At 68.0% G+C, this 13829-nt stretch carries 18 protein-coding genes; 10 read left to right on the top strand and 8 right to left on the bottom strand.

Annotated elements, in window-relative coordinates:
* Positions 1–36: 36 nt before the first annotated feature.
* Complete coding sequence (locus tag KUL97_RS09685; RefSeq protein WP_217796800.1) at positions 37–3039, top strand: alpha-mannosidase; 3003 nt, start codon at positions 37–39, stop codon at positions 3037–3039.
* Positions 3040–3047: 8 nt separating this feature from the next.
* Here the strand turns inward: KUL97_RS09685 and psbN are convergent, their stop codons facing one another.
* The gene (gene psbN / locus KUL97_RS09680; RefSeq protein ID WP_029553161.1) at positions 3048–3188 is read right to left on the bottom strand and encodes a photosystem II reaction center protein PsbN; all 141 of its coding nucleotides are present in this window, start codon (positions 3186–3188) and stop codon (positions 3048–3050) included.
* A gap of 85 nt (positions 3189–3273) precedes the next feature.
* Here psbN and psbH point away from each other — a divergent pair, with 85 nt between their 5' ends.
* From psbH to KUL97_RS09660, 4 genes are read left to right on the top strand one after another with little or no spacing between them, the layout of a single operon-like run.
* A complete protein-coding gene (gene psbH / locus KUL97_RS09675; RefSeq protein WP_010312068.1) occupies positions 3274–3474 on the top strand; it encodes a photosystem II reaction center phosphoprotein PsbH in 201 nt (66 codons plus the stop codon).
* A gap of 4 nt (positions 3475–3478) precedes the next feature.
* On the top strand, positions 3479–3742 hold the full coding sequence (locus KUL97_RS09670; RefSeq protein WP_217796799.1) for a TatA/E family twin arginine-targeting protein translocase: 264 nt from the start codon (positions 3479–3481) through the stop codon (positions 3740–3742).
* A gap of 19 nt (positions 3743–3761) precedes the next feature.
* Positions 3762–4412: an aminoacyl-tRNA hydrolase gene (pth, locus tag KUL97_RS09665; protein ID WP_217796798.1), complete on the top strand. Its 651-nt coding sequence runs from the start codon at positions 3762–3764 to the stop codon at positions 4410–4412.
* An 11-nt stretch (positions 4413–4423) separates the two neighbouring features.
* Positions 4424–4681, top strand: coding sequence for a DUF3146 family protein (locus tag KUL97_RS09660; protein WP_010312062.1), 258 nt, complete (start codon positions 4424–4426; stop codon positions 4679–4681).
* Between the two features lie 8 nt (positions 4682–4689).
* On the opposite strand, the gene KUL97_RS09655 is transcribed toward KUL97_RS09660, so the two are convergent.
* From KUL97_RS09655 to rph, 4 genes are all read right to left on the bottom strand, one after another.
* Positions 4690–5121, bottom strand: coding sequence for a resolvase (locus KUL97_RS09655; protein ID WP_217796797.1), 432 nt, complete (start codon positions 5119–5121; stop codon positions 4690–4692).
* On the bottom strand, positions 5118–6275 hold the full coding sequence (locus KUL97_RS09650; RefSeq protein ID WP_217796796.1) for a DUF3084 domain-containing protein: 1158 nt from the start codon (positions 6273–6275) through the stop codon (positions 5118–5120). Before KUL97_RS09650 ends, KUL97_RS09655 begins: the two co-directional genes overlap by 4 nt.
* Positions 6276–6313: 38 nt before the next feature.
* Entirely contained in the window at positions 6314–7054 is a 741-nt protein-coding gene (gene ntcA / locus KUL97_RS09645; protein WP_217796795.1) for a global nitrogen regulator NtcA, read from the bottom strand.
* Between the two features lie 64 nt (positions 7055–7118).
* Entirely contained in the window at positions 7119–7853 is a 735-nt protein-coding gene (rph, locus tag KUL97_RS09640; RefSeq protein WP_217796794.1) for a ribonuclease PH, read from the bottom strand.
* Between the two features lie 122 nt (positions 7854–7975).
* Between rph and KUL97_RS09635 the strand changes: the two genes are divergently transcribed.
* Positions 7976–8596 (top strand): cob(I)yrinic acid a,c-diamide adenosyltransferase, encoded by a 621-nt coding sequence (locus KUL97_RS09635; RefSeq protein ID WP_217796793.1) that lies wholly within the window; start codon positions 7976–7978, stop codon positions 8594–8596.
* Positions 8596–9189, top strand: a complete 594-nt coding sequence (gene dcd / locus KUL97_RS09630; RefSeq protein WP_217796792.1) for a dCTP deaminase — start codon at positions 8596–8598, stop codon at positions 9187–9189. The genes KUL97_RS09635 and dcd overlap by 1 nt, the downstream gene beginning before the upstream one ends.
* Positions 9190–9192: 3 nt before the next feature.
* Here the strand turns inward: dcd and thyX are convergent, their stop codons facing one another.
* Together thyX and KUL97_RS09620 are read right to left on the bottom strand one after the other, a co-directional pair.
* A complete protein-coding gene (gene thyX / locus KUL97_RS09625) occupies positions 9193–9915 on the bottom strand; it encodes an FAD-dependent thymidylate synthase (RefSeq protein ID WP_217796791.1) in 723 nt (240 codons plus the stop codon).
* 45 nt (positions 9916–9960) lie between these two features.
* A complete protein-coding gene (locus tag KUL97_RS09620; protein ID WP_217797284.1) occupies positions 9961–10464 on the bottom strand; it encodes a thioredoxin domain-containing protein in 504 nt (167 codons plus the stop codon).
* A 146-nt stretch (positions 10465–10610) separates the two neighbouring features.
* On the opposite strand from KUL97_RS09620, the gene KUL97_RS09615 reads away from it, so the two are divergent.
* A complete protein-coding gene (locus KUL97_RS09615) occupies positions 10611–11027 on the top strand; it encodes an NIL domain-containing protein (RefSeq protein WP_217796790.1) in 417 nt (138 codons plus the stop codon).
* Positions 11024–11530, top strand: a complete 507-nt coding sequence (locus tag KUL97_RS09610; protein WP_217796789.1) for a hypothetical protein — start codon at positions 11024–11026, stop codon at positions 11528–11530. The genes KUL97_RS09615 and KUL97_RS09610 overlap by 4 nt, the downstream gene beginning before the upstream one ends.
* Here KUL97_RS09610 and KUL97_RS09605 read toward each other — a convergent pair.
* Positions 11527–13515 carry a transglycosylase SLT domain-containing protein gene (locus KUL97_RS09605; RefSeq protein ID WP_217796788.1) on the bottom strand — a complete coding sequence of 663 codons (1989 nt, stop codon included), beginning with the start codon at positions 13513–13515 and terminating at the stop codon, positions 11527–11529. The two genes, KUL97_RS09610 and KUL97_RS09605, sit on opposite strands and share 4 nt — an antisense overlap.
* A 49-nt stretch (positions 13516–13564) precedes the next feature.
* Between KUL97_RS09605 and KUL97_RS09600 the strand changes: the two genes are divergently transcribed.
* Positions 13565–13789, top strand: a complete 225-nt coding sequence (locus KUL97_RS09600) for a hypothetical protein (protein WP_217796787.1) — start codon at positions 13565–13567, stop codon at positions 13787–13789.
* Positions 13790–13829: the final 40 nt, after the last annotated feature.

Raw genomic sequence — 13829 nt, 5'->3', positions numbered from 1 at the left:
GCGGCATCATCCTATGGGTCGTGATCGCGTTGACCGATGCCGGAGGGCCCAGACGGCGCCGTTCGCTCCTGGATTGAAACGTTTCAGGGGCAATCGCGGCTGGATCTCAGGCCCCTTTGGCATCGCGCGACCCCTGCTGGCGCTGGCGATCTGGCCTTGCTGGATCCCTGGGGAGCCCGCCACCGGCCCGATTGGCATGCCCGCGGCCTGTTGATCTGGCCGCGCGGTGGGCGGTGGCTGGAGCTGGAGCTGGAGCTGATCTGCCCGTTGCTCTGGCAGCAGCGGCAGCAGGGAGATCGTCTGGCGCGGCTGGTGCTGCGTTGGTGGGCCGATGCGGTGGAGCTGCGGGTCAACGGGGAGCGAGTGCACCAGGGGGATCTTTTTGATACCGCTTGCCGCTGGCCCCTTCCGCCGGTCTGGTGGAGCGGCGAGCCCCTGCAGCTGGCGCTGCGCCTGCGCTCTCCCCTCCACGACGACGGTGCCCTGATCACCAGCGCCGTGGAGCAGGAGCCCCTGGATCCAGCCGATCCCAGCAGCGTGCTGGCAGCGCCACGGTTGGCGCTGGCGGCGCAGCGCTTGCCGGTTGAGGCGCAACCGGCCTTGCTCGAGCAGTTGGATGCCCTGGATCCGGCTGATCCCGCCAGCGCAGCGGCGCTGGAGCCTTGGCTGCAGCGGCAGGAGCAATGTCAGCCGCCTGGGCCCGTGCAGGTGCTGGGTCATGCCCACCTGGATCTGGCCTGGCTCTGGCCGGTGGCCGACACCTGGCAGGCCGCTGTGCGCACCTTTGAATCGGCGCTCACCTTGATGGAGCGCTTCCCCGACCTTCACTTCGCCCATTCCACCCCGGCGCTCTACGCCTGGATTGAGCAGCACCGCCCGGCTCTGTTCGCGCGGCTGCGGGTGGCGATGCAAGCCGGGCGCTTCGAGCCGATCAATGGCCCCTGGGTGGAGAGCGATTGCGTGCTGGTTGGCACTGCCTCACTGCTGCAGCAGTTCGCCCTGGGGCAGGCCTACAGCCGCTCCCGTTTTCCCGAGTGGCACCACAACCTCTGCTGGCTGCCCGACAGCTTTGGCTTCAGCGCTGGGCTGCCGGCTGTGGCCCGCAGCACCGGGGTGGAGTGGTTCTGCACCCACAAGCTCGCCTGGAACAGCGGCCAACCCTTCCCTCACCGCCTCTTCCGTTGGCGCAGCCGCTGCGGCAGTGAACTGCTGGCTTTGGCCACGGCCCCGATCGGCACCGATGGCGACCCCTTGGCGATTGATGCCTACAGCCGCGCTTGGCAGGGCGCCACGGGTGTGGAGCAGGCTCTGTGGCTGCCAGGTGTGGGGGACCACGGCGGCGGTCCGACCGCCGAAATGCTCGAGCAGCTGCAGCTGTGGCAGCAGCAACCGCTGGCTTGCCCGCAGACCCACGGCAGCTTGCGCCACTACCTGGCCGGGCTGGAGCCGCTGGCGCCGCAGCTGCCGGTGTGGCGCGATGAGCTCTATCTGGAGTTGCACCGCGGCTGTGCCACCAGCCGGCCGGATCAGAAGCGCCACAACCGCACGCTGGAGCGGTTGCTGCGGGAGGCCGACCTGGCCCAGGCCCTCCAGCACCTGCTGGCTCCCCCAGCGATGGCTCCCGCGCCGGCCGATTGGAAGCCGCTGCTGTTTCAGCAGTTTCACGACATCCTCCCGGGCACCTCGATTCCGGAGGTGTTTGAGCAGGCCGAGTCCCAGTGGCGCGCTGCGCGCCGCCAGGCCCGCCGCGCGCGTGATGCGGCCTGGCAGGCCCTGTTGCCAGCCCACCCCAACGGCTGGTGGTTGGTGCAGGGGCAGCTGCACGGCGGCGGGCCATGCACCCTGCGGCTACCGGCAGGCTCCTGGCGACACGTGCCTGGCCAGGTTGTTCTGCCCCAACAGCCGGCACCAGGCGGCGGCACCTGGGTGCAGCTCAACCTGTCCGCCGGTGTGGCGGCGGTCCCACTGGCGCGTGGGCCGCTGAATGCGGAGACAGCAGAGGTTGCAGCGCCCCAGCATCCTGTGGTGCTGCAGACGGAGGGCCAGAGCCTCCAGCTCAGTAATGGCCTGGTGCGGGCGGCGTTTGCCCCGCTCGGGCTCGAGCAGTTGTGGGGGGGCGATGGCGTGGCTCAGCTGGCGGGCCCGCTGGCCTGGTGCCGCTGGCGGGATCACGGGGAGTTCTGGGATGCCTGGGATCTGGCGGCCAACTACCGCGAGCACCCCTTGCCGTTGCATTGGCACAGCGGCCCTGAGGTGGCGGAGCAGGGTCCGCTGTGCGCGCGGCTGGTTTGGCGGGGCCGCTGCGGCAGCAGCCGCCTGCGCCTGGACGTACAGCTGCGGGCGGCTTCGCCCTGGTTGGAGCTCAGTCTCCAGGTGGAGTGGTGTCAGCGCCACGAACTGCTGCGGCTGGAGCTGCCCTTGGCCCACGCCGCCTGCCGCTACGCGGCCGATACCCCAGGCGGTGTGATCGAACGTCCCGCCGCGGCGGTGCATGGTCGTGAGCAGGCCCGTTGGGAGGTGCCCGCCATCAGTTGGTTGGTCTCCCAGAGCGCGGCAGGTGGCGGTTTGGCGGTGCTGCTGGATGGGCCCCAGGGGGTGTCGGCGGATCCAGAGCGCCTCGGTGTGTCGCTGCTGCGCGCACCCACCTGGCCGGATCCCTCCGCCGATCAGGGCTTGCAGCGGTTGCGGGTTGCGCTGATGCCCTGCGCCCAGGGCTGGCGGCAACAGGCGGTGCCGCTTCAGGCGCAGCGCTTCCGCGAGCCCTTGTGGATCCGCCCCGCAGCCGGTGACGCTCTCCCACAGAGCTGGCCGGCCCTGGACCTGGGCTCAACGGCTCTGCAGTTGGTGCAGCTTCAGCGGCTGGAGCAGCCCGGCACGGCACGGCTCACCCTGCAAAACCTGAGCCCCCAGCGCGTGCAGCTGCGATGGCCCGCGGGCTGGTGCGGTCGCCGCGAGCCAGGGGAGCCCACCGCCGATCTCCATGCAGATGACCTGCTGCTGCCTTGGCAGCTCGGTCATTGGCAGATCTGGCGTGGTTGAGGCGAGGCTCAGTCGTCGTGATCGTCGAAGGGATCGGTGAGCCCCTTCGACGGTGGCCCAAAGGCCTGATAGATCCCGAAGCCGGTGAGGCCCAGCAGCACAGCCAACACGGCCAGCGCCACGGACATGGCTGGGGACGACGTTTCCATCACAACTCTCGACAGGCACAGTCGCGGCGGCTGCCGCGGCCCTTACAGTAACGAGACTGACCCTTGCCAGAGAGCAAAGCCCGTCATGGCTCAACGCACCCGCCTGGGAGATCTGCTGCGTCCCCTCAACTCCGAGTACGGCAAGGTTGTTCCCGGCTGGGGCACCACCCCCGTGATGGGCGTGTTCATGGCCCTGTTTCTGGTGTTTCTGCTGGTGATCCTGCAGCTGTACAACAAGTCGCTGCTGCTCGACGGCATCACCGTCAACTGGAACGGCGTCGGCTGATCCGATGAACGTCTTCGGAGTCGGACTGCCAGAGCTGGCGGTGATTGCGGCCATCGGCCTGCTGGTGTTCGGCCCGAAGCGTCTGCCCGAGTTGGGCAAAACCCTGGGACGCACCCTGAAGGGTTTTCAGAGTGCGTCCAGCGAATTTGAGAAGGAATTCCGCAAAGCGGTCGACACGGTGGATGCAGAAGTGAGCGCCACCAACACGTTGTCCGCTGAAAAGCCGAAGGTTGCCGAAGCTGCTCCTGAGCCTTCGTCAGAGGCCTGAGCTGATCCGTTGAGCGTGCATGGCTGGATCTAGCGGCGCCGCCCCCTTGCAGTTGCTGGTGGGCCTCGGCAACCCGGGCGACAAATACGCCGGCACCCGCCACAACGTGGGCTTCATGGCGCTCGAGCGTCTCGCCGCCGAAGCCGGCGGCAGCTTCAAGCACCAGAGCAAGCTGCATGGGTTGCTGGCCGAGGTGGGCGTTGGCGCGCAGCGGTTGCGCCTGCTCATGCCCCAGACCTTCATGAACGACAGCGGCCGCGCGATCCGTGCCGCTCTCGATTGGTTTGGTCTGGATCCGCTGCAGATGCTGGTGTTGGTCGACGACATGGATCTGCCCCTGGGTCGCCTGCGGTTGCGCACCAGCGGTGGTGCAGGCGGCCACAACGGCCTGCGCAGCACCATCGCCCATCTGGGCGGGCAGGAGTTCCCGCGGCTGCGTATCGGCATCGGTGCGCCGGCCCTCAATCCCGTTGAGCGCAAACAGCGCACGGTGGGCCATGTGCTCGGCCGCTTTGCAGCCGCTGAGCAGCCGGTGCTGGATGAGGTGCTCGCGGAGGTGCTGGCCGGTGTGGATCTGATCCAGAGGCTGGGTTTTGAGCGCGCTGGTAACCGATTGAACGGGTTTGTGGCGCCGGCTGCCGCCAAGCTGGCGGAAGCCCCGCTTGGCTGAGGAGCGTTGCTGTGAGTCGTTTGCCCACCACCACAGCACAGCTGCGGGTGCTGCAGCAGAGCTTCAGCCAGCGCCTGCTGGAAGGCGAGGTGAGCGCAGGCGGCTTTCAGTGGACGTTCAGTTGGTTTTTTGATCGCGGTGAGTTGCTGGTGGAACCCTCGCTGGGCCGCGCTCTGATCCACGATGCGCTGCTGCGCTTTCTCCTGAAGGCCGACTATCAGCTGGAGCCCGGTGGGGATTACGCCTTCACCGTGCGCGCGAAGTTTTAAGCGCGGCCTCAGCGGCCGAGGAGCTCCAGGTCTGGACTGCGGCTGAGCGCCTGGCCCAGGTGGCGCTCGAGCAGCAACTGGGCCACCACATCATCCACATCCCTTGGAGGCACGCGCAGACCGCGGGGCAGCCATCGCCGCCAGCCGCGGGCGGGCTCTAGTTGCCAGAAGCGATCCCTGGCGGCGAGGGTGGTGCCCGCCTCAGGGATCAGCTGCATGTGCAGCTGCTGCGCGCGGAGCCACTGCTGCCAGGGCCGGCTACCGGTGCCATCCCCCAGCAGCACCGCTGCATAGCCCGGGCTTTGCGCCCACTCCAGCAGCAGCACCCGGCAGCGCTCCGGTGGCAGCACGCCGGCGGCCAGCACTTGCAGCTGCTCCAGATCGGCCAGCACCAGGCCGCATTTGCTCCGGCCCGGATCGATGGCGGCGAGGTGGCTCACCGCGGGAGCGCCCGCAGTTCCACGGCCACCGGATCCACCAGGTCGCTGTTGCGCAGTGAGATCGCCTGCAGTTGCACCACCTGGCCGGTAGGGCGGTTGATGAGGGTCTGGCTCAGCTGGTTCACGCTCGCGGCATCGAACTGAAGGCCGCTGGCCAGGCTGCCGGCCCGCTGCACGGTGTTGTACGCCGAGGCGAGCAGCAGATTGAGGCGGCTGCGCACCTGCTCCGGGCTGCGTTCATCGCCTTCCAGCACGGTGGTGGCCAACTGTTCGCCCGCTTTCACCACCTGCTTGTTGCGGCGCACATCGGGGAAGGCCACCACCTGGCGTTCGCCCTTCAGCACGTTGGCGGCTGAGATCAGGCTCACCACCCAATCGCCCCGTTTGCTCAGGATGCCTTCGAGCTTGGTGATGTCGCTGCGGGGAACCAACAGGATCTGGCGGTTGGGGGGCTGCCCCGGCAGCACCCGCTGGAACACGTTGATGTTGGTTTGGCGGAGCAGGGCTTCGATCACCACCTTGGCCTGCTCAGGGCTTTGGATCCGCACCTTGGCAATCTCCAGCGGTTGGCCGCTGCTGATCACCACATCGCCGCGCCTGAGGGCGATCAGGTTGGTTTCCAGCTGCTGCAGCTCTTTGGCCGAGGCGCTGATGCGCGTGTTCAGCCGCGTCAGCTCTTCGCGGTTGCGGCGGATGTCGGCATCCTTGGCGCCGATCTCGCGGCTGAGCTGGTCGCGTTCCTGTTCCAGTTGGCGGCGCTGTTGCAGCAGCGGTGCCAGCTCCTTGCGTAGGGAAGCGGCCTGGGCTTCCACCATGCCCAGTTGGCTGCGGGCCTCCTGGCGCCCCTGCTCTGCGGCATTCAGATCGCTTTGGCTGCGCTCGAGGGCATCCCGGCCTTCGCGCAGGCGCCGCTCCAGTTGGTCGAGCTCAAACAGGCCGGTGCGCAGCCGATCGCTCACCAGCAGCATCAGGCCGAGCGAGATGGCACTGATCAGGCTGCCGGTGAGCACCGTGATCACCACGGCCGTGCGACGCGGCCGCATCCCCAGCAAGCTGAGGCGCGCTTTGCCCACCTTGGAGCCCAGCCGATCGCCGAGGGTGGAGAGCACTCCACCCAGCAGCAGCAGCGCCAGGATTAGCAGCCAGCCCGACACAAGCTTGCGCGACGACGCTCAGTATCGGTGGACAGCGCTCAGCTGAAGCGCTTGGCCAGGGCCAACGGATCAAACACCGTGATCTTTTTGCGGTCGATCTGCACCAGACCCGCGTTGCGTAGATCCCCCAGCAGGCGAGTGATCGTGACGCGCGTGGAGCCAATGGCTTCGGCGATCGCCTGGTGCGAGAGACGCAGATCAATCGTGATTCCTTCGCTGGTGGGGACGCCGAAATCGCGGCAGAGCACCAGCAGAAAGCTCACCAGCCGCGATGACATGTCGCGGTGGGTGAGGGTTTCGATCATGGTTTCCGTTTGCAGGATGCGTGAGGAGAGGCCTTGCAGCATCAGCAGACCCACGCTGGCGTCCTGCTCGATCGCCTTGCGCACCGAGGCGGCTGGGGCCGTGACCATCTCCACCCGGGTGAAGGCGACAGCGTGATAGAAGCGGTCGGATCGCTGGCCCGTGAGCAGCGAGAGCACCCCAAACAGGCTGTTTTCCCGCAGCAGCGCCACGGTGATCTCTTCGCCCGATTCATACACGCGCGAGAGCCGAACAGCGCCGCGCCGCAACAGATACACCTTCTCGGCCGGATCGCCCGGGAAGAAAATGGTTTTGCCGCGCTCCACTGTTTCGGTGGTGCTGCCACTGAGGCCACGGATCACATCCAGCAGGGTGGCGTTGGAGGCCACGGGAGATCCGGCCACCGGTGAGAGCCCTGCGGCGCCGGTGGTGGGGCTTGGGGAGTAGCGGCTGAAGCCTGGCTGGGCGCCGACCATAACGGCGGGGCAATTTGAGGCGGACCCTACGGATCACCCCTGCGGACTCTTGTAGTGATTGACACTATTTCGGGGCTTGCTCCAGCGCCTGCAGCTGACTATGCCGAAGCCGCTGCAGCCCGTCGTCCGCCAGATCCAGGAGTTGGTTGAGCTGGTGCCGCGAGAAGGGAGCCCCCTCGGCGGTGCCCTGCACCTCCAGCAGTTGCCCCTGGCTGTTCATCACCACATTGAGATCCACCTCGGCGCGGCTGTCTTCGCTGTAGTCGAGGTCGAGCAGGCCATGGCCATCCACCAGCCCCACCGACACCGCTGCCACCTGCTCCAGGAGGGGTGAGCGGTTGAGAACGCCGCGAGCCTCCAGGCGCTGCAGTCCCAGGGCCAGCGCCGCCCAGGCACCGGTGATTGAGGCGGTGCGGGTGCCGGCATCGGCCTGCAGGACATCGCAGTCGATGTGGAGGCTGCGTTCGCCCAGGGCTTCGAGATCCAGGCAGGCCCGCAGGCTGCGGGCGATCAACCGCTGGATTTCCTGGGTGCGGCCCGACAGTTTCATCAGCTCTCGCGGCTGGCGGCTCGGGGTGCTGGCGGGGAGCAGGCGGTAGTCCGCGCTGAGCCAGCCCTTGCCGGAGCCCTTCCGCCATTTCGGCACACCCTCCTCCAGGCAGACGCTGCAGATCACCGCGGTGCGGCCGGTGTGCACGGTGACCGAGCTCAGGGCAAAACCCATTGGATCCCAGTCGAAGCGGGTTGGGCGCAGTTCGCTCGGGCTGCGTCCATCGCTGCGGGAGGGGGCTGCGGGCATCGTTGGGGCCTGGATCTGCGTTGGCCCGATGGTACGGGTGTTTGCACTACAGGTAGTGGCTGATGCTTGCCCATCGGTTCACCACCGCTACATTCAGGATTCAGCGCGGCGGCCAAGCGGAGATGACGGCGAGCATTGCAGCCCTTCCCGGCAATGGCTCCAGCGGCCCATTCCGGCCTGGTCATCGAGCCGGCGGTGGCGGGCGAGCCGTGAGCTCGGTGTCTGCGCCTGGGCGCAGCCTGCGCCTGGTGGCGCAGCAGGAAGGTTTGCTGCAGGTGCACACCGCTTCGTTTCGCGGCAGTTTCAGCGGCGTGTTCAGTCAGGCCCTGCGCAGTGCCGGTCTCGGTAGCCGGGTGTTGATCAGCCAGTTCCTGAAAGGCGGGGTCGACCAGGGGCTGGAGCGCAGCGTCTGGCTGTGCGGCCGGCTGCAGTGGTTGCGCCCTGCCGTGGCTGGTTGCCTGGCGGAACCAGCGGCGGCCGATGCGGCTGGGGCCGCGGAGCGGGAGGCTGTGCGTGAGGTGTGGGCGTTCACCCGCGAGCAGATGCTGGCGGGTCAGCTGGATCAGCTGGTGCTCGATGAGCTGGGCCTGGCGGTGGAGCTCGGATACCTCGAGGAAGCGGAGGTGCTGGCGGCTCTCGAGCAGCGGCCCTCCAACCTGGATGTGATTCTGACGGGACCTTCCATGCCCAGCGCCCTGCTGGCGATGGCGGATCAGGTCACGCAGCTGCGCCGAGGTTTCTGATGCTCAAAAACGACCGCTGGATTAACGAGCAAGCCGCAGCCGGCATGCTCGAGCCCTTCCAGCCCAAGCTGGTGCGCCATCTCGATCCCGACAACGGTGCCCAGCCGGTGCTCAGCTTCGGCTGCTCCTCCTACGGCTACGACCTGCGCCTGTCGCCTCAGGAATTCCTGATCTTCAAGCACGTGCCGGGCACGGTGATGAACCCCAAGCGGTTCAACCCGGCCAACCTCGAGCCCGCCCCCCTGCACCGCGATGAGGACGGCGACTACTTCATCCTTCCGGCCCACTCCTACGGCCTCGGCGTAGCGCTCGAGAAGATGAAGGTGCCCGCCAACATCACCGTGATCTGCCTCGGCAAGAGCACCTACGCCCGCCTGGGGATCATCGTGAACACCACCCCGGCGGAAGCCAGCTGGGAGGGCCACCTCACCCTGGAGTTCAGCAACTCCTCGGGGGCCGATTGCCGCATCTACGCCAACGAGGGCATTTGCCAGCTGCTCTTCTTTGAAGGCGATCCCTGCGAAACCACCTACAAAGACCGCGCCGGCAAGTACCAGCACCAGCCGGAGCGCGTCACCCTCGCCAAGGTGTAACGCTCAGGGAGCGAGCCGCGCCTTGTGTAGCCGGCTCTTCTCGTACCAGGCGGCGATTTCCGGAGCCCAGGTCTGCATGTGGGGCCACATCAGATCGCACAGCACGCGGATTTCCTCCTGGGCATCGAGCTTGGCGCGCAGGTCCATGAAATGCAGGAAGGCGCGCAGCGAGAAGCTCACGACGAAGTGCTGGCGGTAATCGAAGGGGAGGATGCCGCGGGCATGCTCTTCGGCGAAGCCGGCGGCGAGCATGTCGCGGTAGCGCTCGGCGGCCAGGCGGCAGAGCTCGAGATCTTTGCTGCGCTCCTCGGCGGTGTAGGCGTATTTCTTGCCCTGGCGGTCGCTGTAGTGCCCTTCGGGGCGTAGGTAGAACACCTCTTCGAGCTCGAGTTCGCCATTGGCGGCCCGGCAGATGCGATCGCCCGTATAGCGCATCGACTGCACATCGAAGCTCACCCCCACCCGGTGGGTGCGGGCCTGCTGCATCACCGAATGGGGAAACCAGCCCACATTCAGCACGATCTGGGCGTGCTCCAGCGGGCCGTAATGGCCGCGCTCACCCGCTAGCAGTCGCTTCACGCAGATCTCGCCGGCCTTGGTTTCGTCGGGCCACTCAGCGCGATCGGCGGCCACAAAGCCCTCGCTGTAGTCCTGGTGCATCGCCGCGTAGATGCACTGCTGCGGGTTGGGGGTGGCGGCGATCAGCTCAACCCGGAAGCGGTTCATGGGGCGTGGCGCCTGGCGGCTGCAGGGTAGGCGGGGTTGGCGGGATCAGCTGTGGCTGCGGGGGCCTGCCATCGGCGTTGCCGCCAGGGTGGGTTGCAGGGCGCTCTGGGTGGCCAGGCCCGCCAGCTGCGGCAGCGGCGTGTCGGCGATCAGGGCCGTGGTGAGCGCTTCGAGCTCGGGTTTGCTGCGGGCGCCGAGGGCGCGGCCGATGGCGCTGCCGGAAGCATTGAACAGCTCCAGCTGGGGAATGCCGTTCACCTCGTAGCGGTCGATCTCTGGTTGCCACCGCGGGTTGTCGACATTGAGGAGCACCACGTCGAGTTGGCCGTGGTGTTGCTGCTCAATCGTTTCCATCGCCGGCGCCATGGCTTGGCAGGCCTCACACCAGTCGGCGTAGAACTCCACCAGGGTGGGGCGGCCGTCGCCCAGAGCCACCGAGAGGTCGAGCGATTGGCGGGCCAGTTTCTCCAGCGGTGCGGCCGGTTGCAGGCCGCCCCGCAGGGCAAAGAGGGCCAGCGCCAGCACGGCGCCAAGGGCGGCCAGCAGCATGCGGGCGCGGCGTCCCAGCAACGGTTGGGCCGGGGAGTCGGGCGTGGGTGCGCTCACGGTGGGGCGGCGGTAGGGAGCCTGATGGCGTTCCACAATCTGCCAGTTTTCTGGCTCTGGTTAGCCTGTGTGCCGGTGGGCCAGACCGCGTGAAGCGCCGCATCACCCTCCATTTCCCCCGCGAGGCCGTCCACCAGCCGATTGCCTATCGCTTGGCGGTGGAATTCGATATCGCCGCGAAGATCCTGCGGGCCCAGATCGCTCCGAATCAGAGCGGCACCATGGTGGTGGAGCTCTCCGGTGATATCGATGATCTGGCGGCGGCTGAGCACTGGCTGGAAAGCCAGGGGCTCGGCCTCAATCGCGCTTCCGGTCAGATCCGGGTGGATGCTGAGCGCTGCGTGGATTGCGGCATCTGCACCAGCGTTTGCCCCAGCGGTGCCCTGAGCTGTCATGCCCCCTCTTGGCAGCTCCAGTTCGACGCGCAACGCTGCCTGGTGTGCGAACAATGCATACCCACGTGCCCGTTTGAGGCCATTGCTTTGGTGCTGGAGCCATCCCCTTGAGAGCTGTGTTTGGTCTGCTGTTGCTGCCTGTGCGGGCACCGATGTTGTTGGTGCTGCTGTTGGTGAGTGGCTACATGGGGCTGCATTGGGCGGAGGTGGCCCCGCTGATGCTCAACCGCGCCGAGACCCCTCTGCAGCTGGAATTGGCGGGGCCGCTGTTCTGGCCTCTGCAATGCCTGCAGGCCCTGGTGGTGGTGCTGTTCTGCGCGATGCCGGATCTGCTGCTGCGGGAGTTGTCGCAGCTGATGGCTGCCAGCAAAGCGCTCACCTTGGTGGTGACCCTGCTGATCGTGATCACCGGGGGCTTGTACCTGCTGCACCTGGCCGTGTTGGCGGAGGTGCTGGTGTTGGCTTCCTCCGTGCTGCTGGCCCGCCTTGATCTCAGTCGGCTCCGCGTGGCGCCGGCCCCGTGGCTGGGGGCCATCGGCTTGAGTGTGTGGGTGCTGCTGGGCATCAATTTGGGGGCGCTTGTGCATGAGCGCCTCGTGCCTGCGCTCGCTTAAAACGCCTCGCAGATGGCGCTGGGATTGCGCTGCAGCACCTGATAGCTCCAGCGGTTGCCCAGCACCTTTTTCACGTAGAGGCGGGTTTCGGGATAGGGGATCGCTTCGCTCCAGAGCTCGGGCTCCAGCTCGGGGTCTGGCAGGGCAGGGCTGAGCCAGCTGGCCACCGCGCCAGGGCCGGCGTTGTAGCTGGCGACCGCGAGGAACGGCTGCTGCTTCCACTGCACCAGCAAGCGATGCAGATAGCGGGCCCCCAGCTGGGCGTTGAGAGCAGGCGTTTGCAGCTCGGCAGCACTCACGGGTCTTCCGGCCAGTTCGGCGGCGGTCTCAGGCATCAGTTGCAAGAGGCCGATCGCCCCCACTGGAGAGCTCACCCCAGGGCTGAACCTGGATTCCTGCCGCGCCACGCCCCAGAGCAGGTTGAGGTCAACCCCCTCCTGCTGGGCGGCCTGTCCTAGCTCCGCCTGGAAGCGCCGCGGGTGTTGTTGCTGGGCTCGCTGCCATTGCGCGCGGCAGCCCGGCTGCGGTAACCGCAGGTTGGCGAAGTCCAGTTGCCCCAGGCCGGTCCAGTCGTCGCCGATGGCGGTGCGCAGACGCCCTTCCAGCAGCAGTTGCCTGGCGCCCTGGGGCCGGCGACCGCCTTGCTGATGGCGCCAGCTCTCCCACGCCTCGAGGGCCTGGCCGGTGCGCCACAGCTCATCGAGCCGATCGTTGCCACTGGCCAGGGGCTGCCAGCTCAGTTCGGTGCTGGGGCCGGCTGGCGTGGGTGCGGAGGCCGGCAGCGGTTGCTGCAGCCGCACCCTGGCCCGCCAGCTGTAGTAACCCACCGGTTGGGTGCGCAGCAGCGTTTGCCAGAGCCGTTGGGCCTGCTCCGTCTGCCCTGCTCGCTGGGCGAGATAGCCCTGCCAGAACAGCTGCCGAGCCGCCAGCACCGCCGGCAGCTGGCGGCTGGGGATGGCCCCCAAGATCTGGCCGGCTTCCGTCCAGCGCTGCTGGAGCAGGGCCTTGCGGGCCAGTTGCCACTGCAGCTCCCAGCTGCTGGGTTCCTGGGGCCAGCGCTGCAGCACCGGTTGCCAGGGGATGCGTTCGTCGAGGGCCAGCCGCGCCTGCACCGCCGGCTCCTGCTTCAGAGTGGCAGGCAGCTCCTCCAGCCGCGCCAGCGCTGCAGCGCCGGGTTCATCGGCCAGCAGTGCTGCGGCCTCGCGGGCCAGGGGGCTACTGGGCTGTTCTTGGGCGAGCCGCAGCAGCAGCTCCTGGCCCCGCTCCTGCTCGGCGCTGCCACCCCGCAGCAGGCCGCGGCCCAGGTTGAGGGCCAGCTCGGGTGAGGGCTGCTGCTGCCCCAAGCAGCGCTCGGCCGCCTCCAGTTGGCCCACTTCCAGCAAGCCGCTGCTCAGCAGCTGGCGCTGCTCGCTGCTGAGCAGCGGTTTGGGGTTCTCGCAGGCCCGCAGGAGCTGTGCCTCAGCCCCTGGCCAGCGGGCACCCCAGCGGGCCAGATGCAGGCTGTCGCCCGCGTCCAGTGCAGCCGCGAGGGCGGCTGGGTGGGCGGGAAAGCGTTGTCGCAACGCCGCGCTTTGCCCAAGGGCATACAGCGCATCGGCACTGGCTGGTTCCTCGGGGAAGCGGCGCAACAGGCTGCTCCAGAGTGCCTGGGCCTGCTGCGGCCTGCCGCGTGCTGCTGCGTTCTGGGCTGCTTGTTTCAGCGCCACCGCCGCCAGCGGGCCCTTGCCCCAGCCTTGTCCCTGCAGCCATTGCTGGCGCTCGATGGCTGTGCGCTCGGGCTGGGCGCTGAGCAGCAACGCGGCATCGCGGCGGCGTAGGGGATCGACGCTGCCGAAGCGTGCGGCCTTCAGCTCCGCCGTGCTGCTGGTGGGGTTGAGGGGAGGCGCCAGCTGCAGCAGTGCCTGCCGGGTTGCGGCCAGGGCGATGCCGCTGCCGAGGCAGGTGGCGCCGATCAGCAGGGCGGCGGAGGGGCGCAGCTGGGGCAACGCGGTGCAACAGGTGTTGGCATTCTTGGGGAGATCTCACCCCCAGGCCATGGGCCGGCTGCATCTGCCTTCGCTTCCGCCAAGCCTCACGGTGTTGCCGGGGTGGCGGCAACGGCGGCGGGTGCTGCAGGTGTGGGCCCTGGCCGGCTTCCTCCTACTGCTGCGCCCCCTCTGGCCGCTGCAGCTTCTGCCCGGCTGGCTGGTGGGCGGCGTGCTCCTCTGGGCCGTCACGGAGCTGCTGCTCTGGGCCTGGTGGCCGCGGCGTTGGCGCTGAGGTCTCCGCCTAGCCTGCAGGCCGCTTCAGGTGTGGTGGT

Source organism: Synechococcus sp. HK05 (genome assembly GCF_019104765.1).
Taxonomy (GTDB): Bacteria; Cyanobacteriota; Cyanobacteriia; order PCC-6307; family Cyanobiaceae; genus Vulcanococcus.
This window is presented reverse-complemented; position numbering and strand designations above follow the sequence as displayed.

Excerpts from the sequence above, each read along its gene's own strand:
- KUL97_RS09685 (WP_217796800.1), top strand. The coding sequence starts at position 37 with ATGCCGGAGGGCCCAGACGGCGCCGTTCGCTCCTGGATTGAAACGTTT.
- psbN (WP_029553161.1), bottom strand. The coding sequence starts at position 3,188 with ATGGAAACGTCGTCCCCAGCCATGTCCGTGGCGCTGGCCGTGTTGGCT.
- psbH (WP_010312068.1), top strand. The coding sequence starts at position 3,274 with ATGGCTCAACGCACCCGCCTGGGAGATCTGCTGCGTCCCCTCAACTCC.
- KUL97_RS09670 (WP_217796799.1), top strand. The coding sequence starts at position 3,479 with ATGAACGTCTTCGGAGTCGGACTGCCAGAGCTGGCGGTGATTGCGGCC.
- pth (WP_217796798.1), top strand. The coding sequence starts at position 3,762 with ATGGCTGGATCTAGCGGCGCCGCCCCCTTGCAGTTGCTGGTGGGCCTC.
- ntcA (WP_217796795.1), bottom strand. The coding sequence starts at position 7,054 with ATGGTCGGCGCCCAGCCAGGCTTCAGCCGCTACTCCCCAAGCCCCACC.
- rph (WP_217796794.1), bottom strand. The coding sequence starts at position 7,853 with ATGCCCGCAGCCCCCTCCCGCAGCGATGGACGCAGCCCGAGCGAACTG.
- KUL97_RS09635 (WP_217796793.1), top strand. The coding sequence starts at position 7,976 with ATGACGGCGAGCATTGCAGCCCTTCCCGGCAATGGCTCCAGCGGCCCA.
- dcd (WP_217796792.1), top strand. The coding sequence starts at position 8,596 with ATGCTCAAAAACGACCGCTGGATTAACGAGCAAGCCGCAGCCGGCATG.
- thyX (WP_217796791.1), bottom strand. The coding sequence starts at position 9,915 with ATGAACCGCTTCCGGGTTGAGCTGATCGCCGCCACCCCCAACCCGCAG.
- KUL97_RS09620 (WP_217797284.1), bottom strand. The coding sequence starts at position 10,464 with ATGCTGCTGGCCGCCCTTGGCGCCGTGCTGGCGCTGGCCCTCTTTGCC.
- KUL97_RS09600 (WP_217796787.1), top strand. The coding sequence starts at position 13,565 with ATGGGCCGGCTGCATCTGCCTTCGCTTCCGCCAAGCCTCACGGTGTTG.